Here is an 18,740-nt window from a genome sequence, read left to right on the forward strand (position 1 = left end):
TATTTGACCAATATCGGCCCGCAATCGTTAATTGCCGCTTAACAAATCAGCGGATAAAACTCCCCTAGGTTGTTTTATGTTAACTATATTCTAGTCAAGTGGGCTGAATAAAATCCATCCGCCCCGTGTGAAACCAGCCACGTTTTACGGAACACGGCCTGCCAATCTGGGTGCTCGCAGAGAAACGCGTCTACGATCGCGTCGTTCTCGACGGCCAGCATCGAACATGTCGCGTAGGCAAGTGTGCCAGCATCTGCAGTCAGCGCCACGACGCTGCGCATGATCGCCGCCTGAGTTTGTGTCAGATCAGCTAAACGCTCTGGCGTCAGCGCCCATTTCCCTGCCGGAGAACGACGCCATGATCCACTTCCTGAACAGGGTGCATCCACCAACACGATGTCAAACGGGGCCTGCCCGGCAACCATATCTGATGTCAGCAACGTGACGTCAGCGCATGCCCGTTTTGCGCGCGCAGGCAGATCCGTCATTCGCCCGGGATTGACGTCATGCGCAAAGACTTGAACATTTTGGGCATTTGCCGCCAATGCCAGTGCCTTGCCACCACCACCTGCGCAATAGTCCAGAACCCGCATCCCAGGTTGCAAATCCAGCGCAGCAACAACTGCCTGACTGGCGGCATCCTGCAGCTCGACCAAGCCTTCCAGGTAAGCTTGGCTTTGGGAAATTTTGCGCGCACCTGCCGTTACCTCCAAAGCGGTATCACAAGCCGGATGAGGCCGCGTCAGAATGCCTTCGTCAGAAAGCCGCTGAGTGACCTCAGCGCGGCTTGCACGTGATTTGTTCACCCGAAGATGCACCGGAGCTCGACCCTGCAACGCTTTAGCTGCCGCCTTGGCCACATCCCCCAGCGAAGCCGTGAATTCGGGCCACAACCATTCAGGAATATCGAGACCCTCGGCTTCGGTCCGGAAGGTCTGATCCTGCTCAAATTCCGTCACCGGTGTTGGGGCATAACGTTGGCCAGTAAAATACTGAGAAAGATCGTTATCCGAAGATCGGATAGCGCCAATCATCAGCCCCCGGCCCGATTCAGCCCCCCCGCGCGCAGCAAAAGATCGTTTACAGCGTAGCGCATCAAATACGTGATCCCGGATCGCCGCACGATCCTTGGAACCCGCATACCGACTGCGCCTTGCCCAACCCGTCAACGCCTTCTCGACTGGTGCTCCGGCCAGAATGTCGTCAAGAATGCTGATCGAGGCCTGAACTCGGGCTGCGGGTGTCATTGAGAGGTCCGTCTAATTACGCCGTTGATTGCAGCGCTCGGGATTGAGCCCCGCAGCAGTTACATGATCCGATAGTTAGGGCTTTCGCGGGTAATCTGGACGTCATGCACATGACTTTCTTTCAGGCCTGCACCAGTGATTTTCACGAAATTGCAATTGTGGCGCATCTCATCCACGGTCGCGCAGCCGGTATAACCCATAGCGGCGCGTAGCCCGCCCACCAACTGATGAATGACGGCGCTGGCCGATCCTTTGTAAGGCACCTGCCCCTCGATGCCTTCGGGGACAAGCTTGTCATTGGCGGCATCTTTCTGGAAATAGCGATCGGCAGAACCGCGCGCCATTGCACCAAGACTTCCCATCCCGCGATAGGATTTGAACGAACGGCCTTGATACAGGATCACTTCGCCCGGGCTTTCGTCTGTTCCCGCGATCATCGAACCAACCATGGCACAGGATGCACCTGCGGCAATCGCCTTGGCAAAATCGCCCGAGAATTTAATGCCGCCATCCGCGATGACCGGCACATCACCTGCCGCCGCCGCGCAGTCCATAATTGCGGTCAACTGTGGTACGCCCACACCGGCAACCATCCGGGTCGTACAGATCGAACCTGGCCCAATCCCCACCTTGATCGCATCAGCGCCCGCATCGATTAGCGCCTGGGCCGCTTCGCCCGTGGCAACATTGCCCGCGATGATCTGCACCTCATTGGAAAGTGTCTTAGCCCGCGTGACCGCATCCAGAACACCTTGTGAGTGCCCATGCGCAGTATCGACAACAATGATATCGACACCCGAATCCACCAGCTGCTCGGACCGCTGGAACCCGGCATCCCCGACGGAAGTCGCGGCGGCCACACGCAGACGGCCCAACTGATCCTTGCAAGCGGTCGGATTCAACACCGCCTGTTCCGTGTCCTTCAGTGTCAGCAAGCCGGTCAGCTTGCCATCACCATCAACCACCAGCAGTTTTTCGATCCGACGGGCCCGCATCAGGCTTTTTGCCTCTTCCAGATCGGCAGGCTCTTGCAACATCGCCAGATTGTCCGAGGTCATCATCGCGTTCACAGGCGTCTGATCTGAGCTGGCAAAGCGCATGTCCCGGTTGGTCAAGATGCCAACCACCCGGCCTGCTTCATCGACAACCGGGAAGCCAGTAAAGTTATATCGGTCCACCAAGGCCTGCGCATCCGCAAGGGTCTGATCAACGCGCAGCGTGACCGGGTTATAAACTATCCCGGATTCAAATCGCTTGACCCGCCGAACCTCACGGGCCTGTTCTTCGATCGACAGGTTCTTGTGCACCACGCCGATGCCGCCCGCCTGCGCCATGGCGATGGCCATGCGCGCCTCGGTCACTGTGTCCATCGCTGAACTTAGCAGCGGGATGTTCATGGAAATCTCGCGCGTCACGCGCGTGGTCGTATCCGCCGTCGCCGGAAGCACAGAAGATGCGCCCGGAACCAGAAGAACGTCGTCAAAGGTGAGTGCCTCACGAATCTGCATCTGATAACCCCATGCAAAAGCCCGTTTGACGGTGACCCTATTACATGGAATTCACCCAAGGGAAAGCCCTGAACCCAAGTTGTTTTCACCTGCGGGCTTCTGCCGCGCCCGAAAACGACGCAAGCTGTGCAAAACGTGCCGCGGAATACCCTTTCCCTTTGCGTTCAAACTCATATGTTCCCCGACATACGCGCGAATACAAAGGCAGGCCTTTCATGACCACCGATCCCCTTGTCGTCTTCACCCCGTCCGGTAAACGCGGGCATTTTCCCGTCGGCACGCCGATCCTGACTGCTGCGCGCCAGTTGGGCGTCGATCTGGATTCGGTCTGCGGCGGGCGCGGGATTTGTTCGAAATGTCAGATCACCCCCAGCTATGGCGAGTTTCCCAAGCATGGCGTTACAGTATCTGAGGATGCGCTGAGCGAATGGAACGCGGTTGAACAGCGCTATGATGACAAACGCGGACTGAAACCGGGCCGTCGTTTGGGCTGCCAGGCATCAGTCCAAGGCGATGTGGTGATCGACGTTCCACCCGAAAGCCAAGTCCACCGCCAAGTCGTGCGCAAGGCAGCCACTGCGCAGGCGATCATCATGGACCCGGCAACGCGCCTGTATTTCGTGGTGGTGGAAGAGCCTGACATGCACTCCCCCACCGGCGATCTGGAGCGGCTGGAGCGCGCCCTGCGCGAGCAATGGGACATCGGGGCCGTCACCGCGGATCTATCCCTGATGTCCAAGCTGCAGCCCGTTCTGCGAAAGGGCAAGTGGGAGGTCACCGTGGCTGTACATAAGGGCCATAAAGACACTGTTGCCCGTATCGTCGAAATTTGGCCCGGACTGCATGAACACGGCCTGTATGGTCTGGCCATTGACCTCGGTTCGACAACCATCGCGGCCCATCTGACCGATTTGGAAACGGGTGAGGTCAAGGCATCTTCTGGCCTGATGAATCCCCAAATCCGGTTCGGCGAAGACCTGATGAGCCGCGTTTCCTATGCCATGATGAACCCTGGCGGCGACCAGGAAATGACCAAAGCGGTTCGCGAGGCGATTAATGACCTGACCACCTCGATCGCGGATGAAGCCGGGATTGAGGCCACGCTGATTGTCGAGACCGTTTTCGTGTGCAACCCGGTCATGCATCACCTGCTGCTGGGGCTGGACCCGGTCGAACTGGGCCAAGCCCCTTTCGCGTTGGCGACGTCCGAAAGCATCTCACTACCCGCGCCTGAGATGGGCTTGACCACAATGAACCCACGCGCGCAGGTCTATATTCTGCCCTGTATCGCAGGCCATGTAGGCGCCGATTGTGCCGCCGTGGCCTTATCTGAGGAGCCCGGTAAGTCCGAAGACCTTGTGCTGATCGTGGATGTGGGCACCAACGCTGAAATCCTGCTGGGCAACACCCAACGCGTTCTGGCCTGCTCTTCCCCCACTGGTCCCGCCTTTGAGGGCGCTCAAATCAGTTCCGGTCAGCGCGCCGCACCCGGTGCCATCGAGCGGATCGAGATCGATCCTGTCACCAAAGAGCCCCGCTTTCGCGTGATCGGGTCCGAGATATGGTCGGATGAAGACGGCTTTGATCAGGAAATCGCAAGCACCGGCATTACCGGCATTTGCGGCTCGGGTATCATCGAAGCTGTCGCGGAAATGCGTATTGCCGGTCTGTTGGATGAAAGCGGCCTGATCGGGTCGGCCGAGCAAACCGGCACCACTCGGAATGTGCCCGAAGGGCGTACGCACGCCTATCTAATCCATGACGCAAGCGCCGAAGGCGGCCCCCGCATCACCGTCACTCAGGGCGACATCCGTGCCATCCAACTGGCGAAATCCGCGCTCTATGCCGGTGCGCGGTTGTTGATGGACGAAATGGAGGTCGACCGAGTCGATCGCGTGGTGCTGGCCGGAGCGTTCGGAGCACATATTTCAAGCAAACACGCGATGGTTCTTGGCATGATCCCTGACGCTCCGCTCGATAAGGTTTCCAGCGCCGGTAACGCTGCCGGAACCGGCGCTCGGATCGCGCTTTGCAACATCGGATCGCGGGCCGAGATCGAACGTGTGGTGCGTGAAATCACCAAGGTCGAAACCGCCATCGAGCCCAAGTTTCAGGATCATTTCGTCGCAGCTAACGCGATTCCGCATAAAACCGATCCATTCCCTGAACTGGCACAGATCGTCACCCTGCCCTCGCCGTCCTTCAATACCGGCGGCGATGATCAAAAATCTGGTCGTCGGCGTCGCAGGAGGTCATAGTCACCCCAGAATCGGAGGATAACATGCTGTCAATTAACGGAGATCAGGAAGAGTTCTGGGGCAAATCCGAAATGGGCGGTCGCTGGCTGACCTTCGAAGATCAGTTAGACCACCTATTCTCACCGGTTCTGGACCTTTTGCTCGATCGCGCAGCGCTTACCCGGGGGATGCGCGTTGTCGATATCGGATGCGGAACCGGAGCGAGTGCGTTGACCGTGGCCCAGCAGATTGGGCCCGAGGGGGATGTTCTGGGCGTTGACATCTCGGAACAATTTCTCGAACGGGCGCGCAAGCGCGCGGATCAGGCCAAGCTCAGCAACCTGAATTTCAAATATGCTGACGCGCAGGTTGCCGAGATTTCGCCAGGTGATTGCGACGCGCTGATCTCACGTTTTGGCGTGATGTTCTTTTCAGACCCGGTTGCAGCCTTCGCCAACATGGCGCGGGCACTGAAACCCGGTGGGCAGATAACTTTTGCCGCCTGGGGAGGCCTGTCAGAGAACCCGTGGTTCAAGACCCCTCATCTGGCCGCTGTCAAGCAACTAGGACAACCGCCAAAGGTAGATCGCAATGCGCCCGGGCCGCTTGCATTTCATGACCGAGACCGCGTGTCAGATTTGATGTCCCGCGCTGGATTGGCCGACATAAAAGTCGAAGCGATCCCGCTGACGCTCGCAGCGCCCTCCAGCGTAAAAGAGGCCGCAACTCTGTGCACGCGCGTCGGACCTGCGGCTCGGGTCATTGCTCACTTCGAGGGGGTGCAGGACGATGTTGACGCCATCATCAATGCAGTAGCTGACGAATTTGGAGCGTATCGTACCCCTGAAGGCATACGCGTACCTGCAGTCATAAATCTGCTTCAAGCGCGGGCATCGTAAGATAACGGGAATCTGGAGCGGGTAGCGGGAATCGAACCCGCGCGTTCAGCTTGGGAAGCTGACAGGCTACCATTACATCATACCCGCCGCTCGGTTCTGAGTACCATTGCTTGTAACCCCGGTTCAAGGGTCTGCAAGGTTATGTGCCGTCAATATTCTCTGCTCAAAATTGAAAATGGGCCAGATCAATAATCCGGCCCAATCCATTGAATTTCTTTGATTACGCGCGGCGACGGCGGCCACCACCGCGACGACCCCCAACACTACCAGCAGCACCGGCCTCGTCAGGCGACTTGTTGAACCTGATCCACTCACCACCATGCGGGTCGTTGTTGGTCAACAAATTGGCGGCGCGGATGGCTTCCATCTCTTTACCAGCGCGCGGCTTGGTCGAGCCCAGTCCGAACAGTTGACAGAAGGTCTCGTCATCCATGTCCGCAGGCAACACGATGCCTTTGGCTTCAACCTCAGCCTTTTTTTCAGCCAGTTTCTTGGGTCCAACTGGCAGCGCCACAGGATTCATGATCGCAGATGTCATGCCAGCCCCCATTGCCATCGGCAGGAAGGCGTTGTTGATACCGTGGCGGTTCGGCAGACCGAACGATACGTTGGACGCGCCGCAAGTGGTGTTCACGCCCAGTTCTTCGCGCAAACGACGAACCAAAGCGAACACCTGCTGACCAGCGGTTGCCATCGCACCGATCGGCATAACCAGAGGGTCAACGACGATGTCATGTGCGGGGATGCCGAAATCGGCTGCACGCTCAACGATCTTCTTGGCAACGTCGAAACGCACATTGGGGTCTTCCGAGATACCAGTATCGTCGTTCGAGATCGCCACAACTGGCACGTTGTACTTCTTGACCAGTGGCAGAACCAGTTCCAGACGATCTTCTTCACCGGTGACCGAGTTCAGTAGTGGACGACCCTCGGCCGCCTCAAGACCGGCTTCCAGAGCACCCGGAACTGACGAATCGATGCATAGCGGAACTTCGACGAGTCCCTGCACCAACTCGACGATCTTGGTCATCAGCGGCGGCTCGGTCTCGTTCGGGTTGGGGTTCGAGTTGTAGACAACGCCGGCATTGATATCCAGAACGGTCGCGCCTGCAGCAACCTGCGCCAACGCGTCTTTCTCGACGGTCGAAAAATCGCCCGCTTCCAATTCTGCGGCCAGTTTCTTGCGCCCCGTGGGATTGATCCGCTCACCGATCACGCAGAACGGTTCGTCAAAGCCCAGAACGGCAGTTTTTGTTTTTGATTCTACGACTGTACGGGTCATTTCCGTTCCTTAGGAGTTTGCAGGCTTCGCCGAAGCGCCGCCATTGTTGATCGCCCAGTTGGCGTTGGTCTTGATACCGCCCAGCGGGAAGAAGTGCACGTTCGTGATGTTGAAGTCCGGATTCGCTGCGTTGTGGTTGGCTAATTCGGTCAGAACGTCGGTGGGCTCATAAGGCAGCAGCAGCTTGGAAACATCCATCGCGCGCTTTTGTAGAACCTTCAGTGATGGGCCAACACCACAGGCGATAGCGAATTTGATCAGCGTTTGCAGCTTGGCCGGGCCCGCGATGCCAATATGGATCGGCAGATCGATCCCGGCCTCTTTCAGACTGTCGGCCCATGCAATGATCGGCTTGGCGTCAAACGCAAACTGAGTGGCCAGCGCCATATCGGCATCCGTGGTCTCGCTGAACTTCTGTTTCCAGCGCAGCGCATCATCGACATTCTTGGTCGAACCATCGGGGTCGATGTCCTTGTTACCCTCTGGGTGACCAGCCACGTGCAGGCGTTTGAAGCCTGCTTTGTCAAACAATCCGGTTTCCAGCAACTGCATCGAGCTGTCGAAATCGCCATGAGGATTGTTCACACCACCGGCCAGCAGCAGCGCCTGATCAACACCGGCTTCGCCCTGATACATGGAAATCCAGTTTTCCAACGTGGCCGCATCCTTGATGATCCGCGCGGGGAAATGCGGCATCACGGGGTAACCTTCGGCGGCGATGCGCTTGGCGGTTTTCACCATATCCTCGATCGGAGTACCCTCGATATGGGCGATATACACGCGCGTGTCTTCCGGCAGCAGCGCGCGGAAGTCTTCCACCTTTTCGGCAGTGCGCGGCATCACCTCGATCGAATAGCCTTGCAAAAAGGCTTCAACGGTCGGGTTCACAGGGCCGTTTTCGACCGCATCACGTTTCTTGAAGTTCAGCAAAGCCATAGCGGCCTCCCACAAAGATTTCGGGCTCATGCCCAACCGTCGTTGGCGATCAGGGTCTTGATGCGGTCCTGATCGTATTCCGTTTCCAGACGCAGTGCCTCGGCCTCGGCAATTTCGGACGGGTCGCCCTCAACTGCGAAAGGTTCGGCTTTACGCCACTCGGCCAGATAGGCATCACTGTCCTTGGCATTCACCTTCATGGCAGCCCGGTCGATGGCTTGCTCGAACCGTTCCTCCAACTGCCGCTTCGCGCCACGACGGCCCTTGCCGACAATGACCTGAGCGGGAATGTCGCGCCAGAAAACGATGGTGACGTCAGGCATAACAGTGATTCCTTCTACCCCGATGGGCCGGTTCTAAACTTCAATGTGGGCTCAGGTCGGTCGAATTTCGACATAAGGCGCATTTCCAGCGACGTTTTTGCCCACGGCTACATACCGCTGCTTTTAGTGACCTGTCTGCCAAAACCGAACATCAAAATCCTAATGACAATAATGAGTGTCTTGCGTGATCGATGAGCGCGACCTATGGTCAGAGCAACTCGAAAATCGGAGGGCGTTTAATATGGCGCCCAAGCGTCCCAAAGGTGCGGGCGCGCTCCCGAAAGCGGTCGAAAGCCCCGCGCCGGCAAGACCCGATCTGGATGCATTATATGCGGCACTGGATCTGGGGACAAATAGCTGCCGCATGTTGATCGCCCAGCCCAAGGGCAGTGGCTTCCATGTGGTCGACAGTTTCTCCAAGTCGGTGCAGTTGGGCGCCGGTCTGGAACGCACCGGACGCCTGTCGCGGGCGTCGATGGCCCGTACGGTACAGGCCCTTCGTATTTGCCAGCAAAAGCTGAAACGCAACAAGGTCAAGCGCATGCGCCTGATCGCGACCGAGGCGTGCCGACGCGCCAAGAACTCGCGCGATTTCATCCGGCAAGTGAAACGCGAAACCGGTCTGACGCTAGATATCATCCAGCCCGAGGAAGAAGCGCGTCTGGCCGTCATCTCGTGCGCACCACTGGTCTCGACCAAGACCGAGCAATTGCTGGTCGTCGATATCGGCGGTGGCTCGACCGAGCTGGTTTGGATCGACATCTCGTCTGTACCGCGCCGGGATCGCCCTGCATCGATCATGCGGCTGCATAACGGGTTCCACACCGCCGACAGCCCATTTCCTGCGGCCAAAGTTGTCGACTGGATCAGCGTACCTCTGGGCGTCGCCACATTGCGGGACCAGTTCAACGATGTCGAAGACGATGCCGCGCGCTTTGCGCTTATGAGTTGGTTTTTTGAGGAAAACCTGGCCGATTTCGCACCCTACAAAGACGAACAAGCCCGCGAAGGATTCCAGATTGTTGGTACAAGCGGCACGGTTACCACCGTGGCGGCCTCGCATCTGGGGCTAAAACGCTATGACCGGACCAAGGTGGACGGGCTGCGCATGACCAGCGATCAGATTGACAAGGTTATACGAGGCTATTTAGAACTCGGCCCTCGTGGGCGCCGCCGAGATCCTCGGATCGGAGATGATCGGCAGGCCCTGATCATGTCCGGTTCGGCCATATTGCAGGCATTGCTACGCTGCTGGCCCACTGATCGCCTTTCTGTGGCGGATCGGGGGCTGCGCGAAGGTTTGCTTTATGCACAGATGAGCGCGGACGGTGTACTGGAAGACGGACCGTTCTGATTTCTCGTGAATAATTACACGACCATAGCACTTGCATATCGCTCCAGTACGGCTGCCACGACAATCTGTTCTCTGGAAGCCGCCGGGTTCGACGTATTCTGCCCTGGATACAACATTGTTAACATGGTCCCTCATTGGGCTTTGGCGATTGGCGGCATTCAAATTGCTGTGCCAGAACAGCAGGCATCGGATGCACGGGATCTGTTGCATACTTTTGAAACCACGTCGCGGAAAAGGACGCCCTGCATCTCGCATGTAGTGAACGGCGTAGGTTATTGGATGTTTGGTGTTTCGTCTCCGTGGCCGGACCTGATAGTAAGGGACTAGGCCCTTCTTGATACGCTTCGCGCAAGACGGTAGGGACCGATCAGCTTTCAGGAGATCAATTGCATGGGCAAAACCCCGAGCGGCAAAAACAATTCAGGCCGCGGGCAGCGCGACCTGAAGGTCAAGGTCAAAACCGCACGCGGACGCAAGCTTAGTTCGACCCGTTGGTTAGAGCGGCAATTGAACGATCCGTATGTAAAACGTGCCCAAGTCGAAGGGTATCGTGGTCGTGCTGCGTTCAAGATATTGGAACTGGACGAAAAGTACCGGTTTTTGGTTCCGGGTGCGCGCGTCGTTGATCTGGGTTGTGCGCCCGGTGGTTGGTTGCAAGTGGCAGTGAAACGCGTCAACGCGCTGGGCGAACGGTCGGGAAAGCGGATCGGCACCGTTCTGGGGGTCGATTTGCAAGAGGTCGAGCCTGTTGCAGGGGCCACTGCACATGTGTTGGATTTCATGGAAGATGACGCCGACCAGCAGGTCAAGGATTGGCTGGGGGGTAAAGCAGATGTGGTGATGTCCGATATGGCCGCTTCGGCCTCGGGGCATAAGCAGACTGACCACCTGCGGATTATGGCGCTGTGCGAGACGGCGGCTTATTTCGCATTCGATGTTCTTGAAGAAGGCGGCACCTTCGTCGCCAAGGTGCTGGCCGGCGGGGCCGAGGGGGACCTTCAAAAACTGCTTAAGCAGAAATTCGAGAAGGTCGCCAACGTGAAGCCACCCGCGTCGCGTTCGGACAGTTCTGAAAAATTTGTTGTCGCCACCGGCTTCCGAGGTTAGGCGGAATTAGTCCAGATCGATCTTGGCCTGCGCAATACATTGTTTTCTTAGCGAGGCCGCTGCGGTGCCCTGCAACAAGATCGCCTCGCCGTGATTGATGTAAACAGGCCCGCGCATGCGCAGCTCTTCGATGCGCTGATCCAACGTCGATTTTCGGGTGGCCGATAGCGGCTTTGCGATTGTTGCGGTACGATCCATGCGTCACCTGTTGGCAATCTGAGTGCTTGCTTAGGTGAGTCTAGTCAGAAATTTTGCCGGGAACGTGGCAGAAATCTGCCGGATTGGTGCCAGTCAACGGCCGAGATCCCGCGCCATTTGCTTGAGGTTCGGGTCATTTGGAAGAACGGACAGGGCCTCGTCCAATGTTGCTACCGCTGCCTCTGGCCCGCGATTGATATGGGCCAGTTGCACCAGCATCGGCCATGCCTCGGCCCGTTGCGGATCCAGTGTAACAACCTCGCGGAACGCCCCTTCTGCCGCTTCCGCGTTTCTAAGCGTCAGCGCCCAGCCCCCCAGCACCATGTGAGTTTCGGGAAAGTCCAATCGATGCGAGATGCTGCGCTGCCAGTCCGCCATACCTTGCTGAGCGCTTGCTCGTTGTTCCTGCGTCATGGCCTGCGCGGGAACCGCAAGAAACTCTTTAGCCGACGAAACACGAACATTACGTATTGGGTCTGCTAACAAAGGCTCAAGCCGTGCGACGCGTTCGGGCACGGGTGCCTGCCGTTGCAGAACCGGTCCATTGGCCCGTACAAGCGGGTCTGGATCGGACAAGAGCGGTGCCACCCGCTCTGCCAAATCCGCAGTGGCGAATGGCTGAAGCAAATACAAGGCGGTTGCGCGAACGATGCCGGGCTGCGCCTTGTCCAATGCGATCGCGGTCAGCGTTTCGGGATCGTCCAGCTGACCACTGCCTGCAGCTGCAAATGCTGTTCCGTAATGTGCGGTCCTGCGGGTGTCGTCCGGATACCAGCCTGCGATCTGCCGTGCAGCCCATGGCTGCCCCTCTTCCGCATGACAATCGGTGCAGGCATCTGTTCCAAGCCCGAGATCAGGGCGGGGAATGCGAAAGCTGTGATCGCGCCTGCCGTCAACACCCATATAAGTCCTCTCGATCATGTGGCAGTTCTTGCACTGCGCACCCTCGGAATTCTCGACATGGTGGTGATGTGTCGGCGTGTCATAACTGGCCTGCCGAAGCGTCGGAAAATCCGGGTTTCCTGCAGGGGAATGGCACTGCGTACACAGTCCATTACCTTCGGCCTTCACCTCGGCCCGGTGCGGATCATGGCAATCCATGCACCCAACCCCTGCGGCATACATGCGCGATTGCAGGAACGAGCCATAAACATATACCTCATCCAAAATCTGGCCATCGGGGTGGTAAAGGCCCGGCCGCAGAACGGCCAGATTATAGGCATCATGATAGGGTTTTCCGGGGATTGGGTTGCCATCTTCCAACGCCTCACGTCGGGAATGGCAGCCCGCGCATTGCTGTATCTCTGCTTCGGTCTGGCCCCTGCCCCAATCGATTGGAAAACCAAACTCACCCAAACCATCGTCCAGTGCCGTCCCGGTCGTCCACTCCAGATGTGCAGACCCCGGTCCGTGACACGCCTCGCATCCAACCCCAATTTCGGCCTGCGTCGAAGCATAGACTTTTGCCTCGGCGTCGTAGTTCTTTACGTAGCCGGTCGCATGACACTCGGCACAGCGCGCATTCCAGTTCTTGTATGGCCCTGTCCAGTGCAGCCCATCATTCGGCGGTAAATCCTGTTCGGGATACAGGTGATACCAACGGTCTTTCTCAGTGTCCCAAACGACATCGAAACTCTGCAATCTGCCCGGCTCGGTTTCGAAAAGGTATTGCTGCAGCGGTGCAATGCCGACCACCGAATGAACCGGGTAATCGGTGGTGACACCATCCTTTTCGGTGACCCTCGCCGACAGAATGCCGTTTTGGTCCGCGAAAGAAACGCTCATCCCATCATGCGAAAAACTGCTGCCGTCGAAATCGGCCTGTACGTGGCCGTCTGCCACCTCGGTCCAGGCAAGCGCGTGGTGAGAGTTCTGCCAGGCTTCGGTCTGTTCCTGATGACAATCGGAACATGTCTCAGACCCGACATACTCCTGCGCCCGACCCTCGTGGGCCACCACCCACAGCGTCGCAGTTAGCATCAACATTCGAAGATATGTCATTTGTTTTCCGCGTTTTTCAGGTCGATCAAGGCGCCATTGTATTCTGCCCCGAGGATCAGCATCGCAGAGCACAGGTACAGGAAGATCAGAGCCGCCATCGCGCCGGCAAGTCCCGCATATGTCGCGCTGTATGTGGCAAATTGCGCGATGTAGATCGAGAACCCCCATCCGCCTGCAGCCCACAACGCCAGAGTCAAAATCACGCCCGGAAGGATCTGTATCAAGCGGTGCCGCCGGGTGGGCAGGATCAGGTGAGCGAGCAAGACAGTGCCAGCAGGCACCGCAACCGTAAATGTCCACCGCAAGCGATCAACCGACAGCCAATTGTCGACATCCACGGCCGTCTTTTCTGAAACCAAACGAGTGTAAACCGGCAGAACCACCTCTACCGCGGCGATGGCCAGAATGGCCGCACCGCCAATGATAACCAACGCGAAACACAACAATCGGGTCTTCCAAAATGGCCAATTGTCCTTGTCATGATAAGCCTGCGTCATGGCGCGGCGCACGGCAGCAACTCCGTTTGAGGCAAAGTAGATGGCCAACAAACCGCCCAAAGTGATCACACCAGAACCTGCCCCGGCCAGTACAGAACGCAGTTCTGAGACGATCGGATCAGCCACGTCTTTGGGCCATGCACCAAAAATCAGCTCGATCAGTTCATCTGTCACATATCCTTGCGACAACGCCCCTGCCAATGCCACCGTGAACAGAACAAACGGAAACAAAGCCATCATCAATGACATCGCCACGTGGCTGCTCATGACAAAACCGTCCTTGTCGTTGAACCGACGTACGGCAAGCCAGAGGGCGCGCAGGAAATTATTGGAAAAGAGAATCGAAACGCGTGACATTGCCCAAGCCTAACGCGCCTTTTACCCCTGCAGAACCGCCAATCGGTCGACGGTATGGAATTCCTGCGCATAACCTTCTGTATGGATTGCATAAACCCGTCAGCCTGTGCAGGATCAACCTGAACGTCCTCAAACGCTATCAGTCTGCATCCACACCGAGGCCATCGCATGACTTCTGACTCTCAAAACAACCAATCCGGGGCCCGCCTGCAACTGAGCGTGTTGCGAGACGTCGCGATCGTGGCCACGTTGGTGGTACTCGGCCTTTATGCGGGTTCGAACTTTTTAGTGCCGCTGACAATGGCGCTGCTGGTCAATGTGCTGATTCTAGCCCTCAGCGATCGGGTTATCGCGGTGACGCGTGCGCCGATCTGGTTGGCAAATATTGCTGGAGTCACAGTGGTTTTGGCTGGTTTGTTCATGATTATGTACATCTTGGGCAGCCAAGCCACGCAATTTGCACGCTCGATCAACACCTATGAAAGCCAATTCGACGGAGCGGTCCACCGGATTACCGGATTGGTAGGTAACGACGTCACCAGTTTTATCCGAGATAATCTGGTCAGCATCGACATGTCCTACGTTGCGCGGATTTTGCTGGGCAGCGCGACCTCGCTTCTGAACCAGTTTTTCCTAATCAGCCTGTATGTCGCTTTTCTGATGGCCGAGCGGTTGGCATTCCGCAAGAAAATCCAACTTGCCGCTGGTAATCCACAACTTGGGGCCGACCTTGCCTCGGTCTTGGATGCGATCTCTGACAGCCTGCAGCGCTATGTCGGAGTGAAGACATTGATCAGTTTGATCACCGCTCTTATCAGCTACTCAATTTTCAAACTCCTCGGGCTTGAATATGCCGAGACATGGGCCGTGCTGACATTTGCTCTGAATTTCATCCCGTCGATCGGTTCGATAATTGCGGTGATCTTTCCATCGATGATCGCTTTGGTTCAATTTGAAACCATTGGTCCATTTCTGATCATTGTTCTTGGCTGCGGCACCCTACAATTTATGATCGGCAATTTCCTGGACCCCGCCATGTTGGGCCGTTCTCTGAATATGTCGACCTTCCTTGTCATCTTGGCTCTGACTTTCTGGACCACTGTCTGGGGCCTGATCGGAGCGTTCCTCAGCGTTCCGTTGACCGTGTGTATTCTTATTATCTTCAGCCACATCCCCGCGCTGCGCCCGGTAGCGATCCTGATGTCATTGGACGGGCGATTGGGCGAGGATGACCAATCTGCAAGCACCCATTCCTCGTGATCTATGTGCTAGCTCTGGCAGCTTGAAATCAGCGCGCGGCGATCTTTCAGCCGCAGTCGACCATAACCGCCTTCTATCAAATTCAAGTCGATAAGCCGGTGCAATGCTCGGTGCAGAGACGGCGGAGAGACCGCGATCATGGCGGCCAGTTCTTCTTGTGAAACAGGTATCCAACCTGCAGCATCGGATGCGACCTCGTCCAAATGCAGCAATCGCAGAACCAGCCTCTTCTCGGTTCCCGTCACCGCAAGGTTGGCGACGATGCGCAAGGCTTTCTGCATGTTCTCATGTGACAGCGCGTAGAAATCCCGAATGTAATCAGGTGTTTCTTGGACCATACGTTCCAACCTTGAGGCTGGAAAGAAAAGCGTGTCAGTTGATCGGGTCGTCACCACGCTGACCAATCGGCGCGCCGTGGCGAATAATGCGAGATCACCGATCCAAAAGCCCCGCCCTTCCTGATGCATAACAAAATCCTGCCCGTCATCTGCCGGCACGGTTATCTTCACGCTGCCCTCCAAAACGGCGTGGATGCCATTCGCGGGATCCCCCTGTAGGTACAAAGCCTCATCAGTGCCATATGTCCGGCGTATTGCGCAGCTCATCAGCGCATTCTGAAATGCGGAGGACCGGGCTTTGAACCAAGTACTTTCCCTTAACGCCTTCTGATCAGTCTCAATTTTTGTCATCTATATATTTAAACTTCATCATATGATAATTTTCAATTGGCTGCACTCGCCTACATTACCGGCAGAGGATTCCCAGTTCCCGTTTTTTTGGTCGGGATATCCGCAGTTTACAACCTGTAACTAACCCCTTTCTGTTCGCAGAATCCAGTTATTTCGTATGGGCAAATTGTCCGCAAGTTCAGGAGCAAATCATGTTACCAACCCGGTTCTTAGAAAGCTGGCGTATCGGATTGCGCCGAACAGCAACCGCATCGATTGCGGTTCTGTTGGCGCTTCCAGCGTTGGCGCAAGATCAGAAACCAAACATTCTGGTCATCTGGGGCGACGATATCGGTCAGTCCAACATTTCGGCCTATACGATGGGTCTGATGGGGTACCAAACCCCGAATATCGACCGCGTCGCTGACGAAGGCATGATCTTCACCGATTATTACGGCGAACAGTCCTGCACCGCAGGGCGGTCGTCTTACATCATGGGGCAGTCGGTATTCCGTACCGGCCTGTCGAAAGTAGGTTTGCCTGGCGCCAAGGAAGGGATGCAGATCGAAGACCCTACGATCGCGGGCCTGCTTAAGGACCATGGTTATGCCACCGGTCAGTTTGGCAAGAACCATCTGGGTGACCGAGATGAACATCTGCCAACAAACCACGGATTTGATAAGTTTTTTGGGAATCTTTACCACCTTAACGCTGAAGAAGAGCCCGAGCATGAGGATTATCCCGGGGACGCCATTCTGCCCGATGGGCGCACCTTCCGCGAGGCTTTCGGCCCCCGTGGCGTGATCAAATCCAGCGCAGGCGGTGAGATCGAAGACACCGGCCCACTGACCCGGAAACGCATGGAGACGGTTGATCAGGAAACGCTGGAAGCCGCCGTTGAGTTCATCCGTGAAGCCAATCAAAACGGAACGCCATTTTATGTTTGGTGGAACGGTACCCGAATGCACTTCCGCACCCATGTCGGGGACGAAATGCGCGAAACGGCCAATGAAATTGTCGGCAGCCCTGCCGATGAATACACCGCCGGGATGATCGAACATGACATTCAAGTTGGCCAACTGCTTGATCTGTTGGATGAATTGGGCATCGCCGACAATACCATCGTGCATTACTCAACCGATAACGGCCCGCATTACAATACCTGGCCGGATGCTGCCTCGACCCCGTTCTGGGGCGAGAAGAATACAAACTGGGAAGGCGGCTGGCGCGTGCCATCCATGGTGCGCTGGCCCGGCAAGATCGAGGCGGGCTCGGTCACGAACGAGATCGTTCATCATATGGACTGGCTGCCGACCTATCTGGCAGTTGCCGGAGATACCGAGATCAAGGACAAGCTGAAAGCCGGATATTCCTCGCCCGCAATGGGCCGCGACTACAAGGTGCATCTGGACGGTTACAACATCCTGCCATTGCTGACAGGTGAGGCCGCTGAAAGCCCACGTCGTGAAATCTTTTATTTCACCGATGATGGCGACCTGTCCGCACTGCGCTTTGATGATTGGAAGCTGATCTTTCTGGAGCAGAAAGCCTGGGCCACTTTCCGCGCCTGGATGGAGCCGTTCACGGAACTGCGCGTGCCAATCATCGTGAACCTGCGTCGTGATCCGTATGAGCGGGGTTATCGCACTTCGAACACCTACTACGACTGGATACTGGACCGCGCATATTTCCTGGTGCCTGCCCAGCAATACGTTGGCAACTTCCTGACAACGTTCCAGGAATTCCCTCCCCGGCAAGAGGCCGCAAGCTTTAGCCTGGATCAGGTGATGAAAAAGCTTTCGTCACCTACGTCGAACTAAAGCCAACCGCAGGGGCCGCATAAAGATGCGGCCCTTTTTCCCTAATGTTAGAGGCTTTTCATGAATTTTCTCAGACTTGCCGCAATCATGGCCGCAACCCCCATCGTGGCATTTTCCGATCCCCTGCCCAGCTGGACAGACTCGGCCTCAAAACAGCAGATCATTGAATTTGTCGATGCCGTGACAAACCCGTCGGGAGAAAGCTATGTCACGCCTGCCGACCGGATTGCCGTGTTTGACAATGACGGCACTCTTTGGGCTGAACAGCCCGTCTATTTACAATTCATCTTCGCCATGGACCGGCTGGCCGAGCTTGCGGAACAAGACCCATCGATCCTTACATCTCCGGCGCTGAAAGCCGCGGCAGAGGGCGATTTGCAAACCATATTGCAGGGCGGGCATGAGGCACTGATTGAGGTGGTAAATGCGTCGCATTCAGGTAGCAGCGTCGAGGAATTCCAAGATGCAGTGGCCACGTGGCTGGAAACGTCGCGACATCCAGAAACCAATCTGCCCTACGACCAGATGACCTATCAACCGATGGTCGAACTGTTGCGCTATCTACGGGACGAGGATTTCAAAACCTATATCGTCTCAGGCGGGGGGCTGCATTTCATGCGTGTTTTTGCGGAAGACGCATATGGCATCCCACCTGAGCAAATCCTGGGCACCTATGGCGAGACGACCTATGACCTCTCTGACGGCGTGCCTGTAATCAACAAGGCCCCCGGCATCGCCTTTATCGACGATAAGGAAGGCAAACCGATCAACATCGAACGCACTATCGGAAAGCGCCCCATTTTTGCCGGAGGAAACTCGGACGGGGATTTCGCGATGCTTGAATGGACCACAGCAGGCGACGGACCTCGGATGGGCATTCTGATCCATCATACAGATCCAGATCGCGAATGGGCGTATGATCGAGAAAGCCCGATAGGGCGGTTGGTCGATGGTCTGGACAAAGGACCCGATATGGGCTGGGTCATAGTTGATATGGCCAACGACTGGTCACGCATCTACACTGGGGCAAACTAAGCAACCCGGAT

General features: G+C 56.6%; 16 protein-coding genes and 1 tRNA gene. 7 read left to right on the plus strand and 10 right to left on the minus strand.

The features are described from left to right. Positions 1-83: 83 nt before the first annotated feature. Positions 84-1,247 carry an RsmB/NOP family class I SAM-dependent RNA methyltransferase gene (locus tag Q1B46_RS06760; protein ID WP_299946161.1) on the minus strand — a complete coding sequence of 388 codons (1,164 nt, stop codon included), beginning with the start codon at positions 1,245-1,247 and terminating at the stop codon, positions 84-86. Positions 1,248-1,306: 59 nt separating this feature from the next. After that, positions 1,307-2,755, minus strand: coding sequence for an IMP dehydrogenase (gene guaB / locus Q1B46_RS06765; protein WP_299946163.1), 1,449 nt, complete (start codon positions 2,753-2,755; stop codon positions 1,307-1,309). A 215-nt stretch (positions 2,756-2,970) separates the two neighbouring features. Here guaB and Q1B46_RS06770 point away from each other — a divergent pair, with 215 nt between their 5' ends. Both Q1B46_RS06770 and Q1B46_RS06775 read left to right on the plus strand, forming a co-directional pair. Then, complete coding sequence (locus Q1B46_RS06770) at positions 2,971-5,013, plus strand: ASKHA domain-containing protein (protein WP_299946164.1); 2,043 nt, start codon at positions 2,971-2,973, stop codon at positions 5,011-5,013. Between the two features lie 23 nt (positions 5,014-5,036). Beyond that, on the plus strand, positions 5,037-5,891 hold the full coding sequence (locus Q1B46_RS06775) for a class I SAM-dependent methyltransferase (RefSeq protein WP_299946166.1): 855 nt from the start codon (positions 5,037-5,039) through the stop codon (positions 5,889-5,891). Between the two features lie 13 nt (positions 5,892-5,904). Here the strand turns inward: Q1B46_RS06775 and Q1B46_RS06780 are convergent. The 4 genes from Q1B46_RS06780 to Q1B46_RS06795 all read right to left on the minus strand — a co-directional run bounded on the left by Q1B46_RS06780 (position 5,905) and on the right by Q1B46_RS06795 (position 8,432). Next, positions 5,905-5,978 (minus strand) — tRNA-Gly (locus Q1B46_RS06780). A 133-nt stretch (positions 5,979-6,111) separates the two neighbouring features. After that, positions 6,112-7,173: a methyltetrahydrofolate cobalamin methyltransferase gene (locus Q1B46_RS06785; RefSeq protein WP_299946167.1), complete on the minus strand. Its 1,062-nt coding sequence runs from the start codon at positions 7,171-7,173 to the stop codon at positions 6,112-6,114. A 9-nt stretch (positions 7,174-7,182) separates the two neighbouring features. Then, complete coding sequence (locus Q1B46_RS06790) at positions 7,183-8,109, minus strand: methylenetetrahydrofolate reductase (RefSeq protein WP_299946169.1); 927 nt, start codon at positions 8,107-8,109, stop codon at positions 7,183-7,185. 26 nt (positions 8,110-8,135) lie between these two features. After that, the gene (locus Q1B46_RS06795) at positions 8,136-8,432 is read right to left on the minus strand and encodes a virulence factor (RefSeq protein WP_299946171.1); all 297 of its coding nucleotides are present in this window, start codon (positions 8,430-8,432) and stop codon (positions 8,136-8,138) included. A gap of 241 nt (positions 8,433-8,673) precedes the next feature. On the opposite strand from Q1B46_RS06795, the gene Q1B46_RS06800 reads away from it, so the two are divergent. Continuing rightward, positions 8,674-9,786 (plus strand): Ppx/GppA phosphatase family protein, encoded by a 1,113-nt coding sequence (locus Q1B46_RS06800; RefSeq protein WP_299946173.1) that lies wholly within the window; start codon positions 8,674-8,676, stop codon positions 9,784-9,786. Positions 9,787-10,176: 390 nt separating this feature from the next. After that, entirely contained in the window at positions 10,177-10,893 is a 717-nt protein-coding gene (locus tag Q1B46_RS06805) for an RlmE family RNA methyltransferase (protein ID WP_299946175.1), read from the plus strand. Positions 10,894-10,899: 6 nt separating this feature from the next. On the opposite strand, the gene Q1B46_RS06810 is transcribed toward Q1B46_RS06805, so the two are convergent. The 3 genes from Q1B46_RS06810 to Q1B46_RS06820 form a co-directional block, all read right to left on the minus strand. Beyond that, positions 10,900-11,091, minus strand: a complete 192-nt coding sequence (locus tag Q1B46_RS06810; protein WP_299946178.1) for a hypothetical protein — start codon at positions 11,089-11,091, stop codon at positions 10,900-10,902. A gap of 93 nt (positions 11,092-11,184) precedes the next feature. Next, complete coding sequence (locus Q1B46_RS06815) at positions 11,185-13,092, minus strand: multiheme c-type cytochrome (RefSeq protein WP_299946181.1); 1,908 nt, start codon at positions 13,090-13,092, stop codon at positions 11,185-11,187. Beyond that, entirely contained in the window at positions 13,089-13,946 is an 858-nt protein-coding gene (locus tag Q1B46_RS06820; protein ID WP_299946183.1) for a YihY/virulence factor BrkB family protein, read from the minus strand. Before Q1B46_RS06820 ends, Q1B46_RS06815 begins: the two co-directional genes overlap by 4 nt. 168 nt (positions 13,947-14,114) lie before the next feature. Between Q1B46_RS06820 and Q1B46_RS06825 the strand changes: the two genes are divergently transcribed. Next, positions 14,115-15,206, plus strand: coding sequence for an AI-2E family transporter (locus tag Q1B46_RS06825; RefSeq protein ID WP_299946186.1), 1,092 nt, complete (start codon positions 14,115-14,117; stop codon positions 15,204-15,206). Between the two features lie 8 nt (positions 15,207-15,214). Here Q1B46_RS06825 and Q1B46_RS06830 read toward each other — a convergent pair whose 3' ends face one another. Beyond that, a complete protein-coding gene (locus tag Q1B46_RS06830; protein WP_299946189.1) occupies positions 15,215-15,811 on the minus strand; it encodes a Crp/Fnr family transcriptional regulator in 597 nt (198 codons plus the stop codon). Positions 15,812-16,086: 275 nt separating this feature from the next. On the opposite strand from Q1B46_RS06830, the gene Q1B46_RS06835 reads away from it, so the two are divergent. After that, positions 16,087-17,694, plus strand: coding sequence for an arylsulfatase (locus Q1B46_RS06835; protein WP_299946192.1), 1,608 nt, complete (start codon positions 16,087-16,089; stop codon positions 17,692-17,694). A gap of 60 nt (positions 17,695-17,754) precedes the next feature. Further along, complete coding sequence (locus Q1B46_RS06840; protein WP_299946194.1) at positions 17,755-18,729, plus strand: HAD family hydrolase; 975 nt, start codon at positions 17,755-17,757, stop codon at positions 18,727-18,729. Positions 18,730-18,740 lie beyond the last annotated feature (11 nt).

The organism is uncultured Ruegeria sp. (genome assembly GCF_947500045.1).
Taxonomy (GTDB): Bacteria; Pseudomonadota; Alphaproteobacteria; order Rhodobacterales; family Rhodobacteraceae; genus Ruegeria.

Excerpts from the sequence above, each read along its gene's own strand:
- Q1B46_RS06770 (WP_299946164.1), top strand. The coding sequence starts at position 2,971 with ATGACCACCGATCCCCTTGTCGTCTTCACCCCGTCCGGTAAACGCGGG.
- Q1B46_RS06805 (WP_299946175.1), top strand. The coding sequence starts at position 10,177 with ATGGGCAAAACCCCGAGCGGCAAAAACAATTCAGGCCGCGGGCAGCGC.
- Q1B46_RS06790 (WP_299946169.1), bottom strand. The coding sequence starts at position 8,109 with ATGGCTTTGCTGAACTTCAAGAAACGTGATGCGGTCGAAAACGGCCCT.
- Q1B46_RS06800 (WP_299946173.1), top strand. The coding sequence starts at position 8,674 with ATGGCGCCCAAGCGTCCCAAAGGTGCGGGCGCGCTCCCGAAAGCGGTC.
- Q1B46_RS06795 (WP_299946171.1), bottom strand. The coding sequence starts at position 8,432 with ATGCCTGACGTCACCATCGTTTTCTGGCGCGACATTCCCGCTCAGGTC.
- Q1B46_RS06820 (WP_299946183.1), bottom strand. The coding sequence starts at position 13,946 with ATGTCACGCGTTTCGATTCTCTTTTCCAATAATTTCCTGCGCGCCCTC.
- Q1B46_RS06830 (WP_299946189.1), bottom strand. The coding sequence starts at position 15,811 with ATGAGCTGCGCAATACGCCGGACATATGGCACTGATGAGGCTTTGTAC.
- Q1B46_RS06815 (WP_299946181.1), bottom strand. The coding sequence starts at position 13,092 with ATGACATATCTTCGAATGTTGATGCTAACTGCGACGCTGTGGGTGGTG.
- Q1B46_RS06810 (WP_299946178.1), bottom strand. The coding sequence starts at position 11,091 with ATGGATCGTACCGCAACAATCGCAAAGCCGCTATCGGCCACCCGAAAA.
- Q1B46_RS06840 (WP_299946194.1), top strand. The coding sequence starts at position 17,755 with ATGAATTTTCTCAGACTTGCCGCAATCATGGCCGCAACCCCCATCGTG.
- Q1B46_RS06775 (WP_299946166.1), top strand. The coding sequence starts at position 5,037 with ATGCTGTCAATTAACGGAGATCAGGAAGAGTTCTGGGGCAAATCCGAA.
- Q1B46_RS06825 (WP_299946186.1), top strand. The coding sequence starts at position 14,115 with ATGACTTCTGACTCTCAAAACAACCAATCCGGGGCCCGCCTGCAACTG.
- Q1B46_RS06835 (WP_299946192.1), top strand. The coding sequence starts at position 16,087 with ATGTTACCAACCCGGTTCTTAGAAAGCTGGCGTATCGGATTGCGCCGA.
- Q1B46_RS06785 (WP_299946167.1), bottom strand. The coding sequence starts at position 7,173 with ATGACCCGTACAGTCGTAGAATCAAAAACAAAAACTGCCGTTCTGGGC.
- Q1B46_RS06760 (WP_299946161.1), bottom strand. The coding sequence starts at position 1,247 with ATGACACCCGCAGCCCGAGTTCAGGCCTCGATCAGCATTCTTGACGAC.
- guaB (WP_299946163.1), bottom strand. The coding sequence starts at position 2,755 with ATGCAGATTCGTGAGGCACTCACCTTTGACGACGTTCTTCTGGTTCCG.